Source organism: Pontimicrobium sp. MEBiC06410, from assembly GCF_053601615.1.
In genome coordinates this window covers 1-204 of sequence record NZ_JBSHNT010000084.1, presented here as the reverse complement: position 1 = coordinate 204, position 204 = coordinate 1, and the positions used below count along the sequence as shown (strand labels likewise).

The 204-nt window shown below is 47.1% G+C and carries 1 protein-coding gene; it reads right to left on the bottom strand.

From position 1 onward, the window contains the following. A partial coding sequence (locus tag ACVC08_RS00535; protein ID WP_452600562.1) for a hypothetical protein occupies positions 1 to 204 on the bottom strand: 204 nt, incomplete at both ends.

Below are 204 nucleotides of genomic sequence, written 5' to 3'. Positions count from 1 at the left end.
GGCTTGTGTTTCATGGTAGGTTACCGTGAAAATTGCGGGGTCTTGTCCGTTTAATATGGCAGGGGTCATGGTTGTAAAGTCAAAGCTTTCGTATACGCCATCGGTGTTTAACTCACAGTGGGTGTAATCGTCTACTGGGGTGACTACTGGTAATGGGTTCACGATGACATCGAAGTTAACCAGCGTGTAACAGCCTGTTCCGTT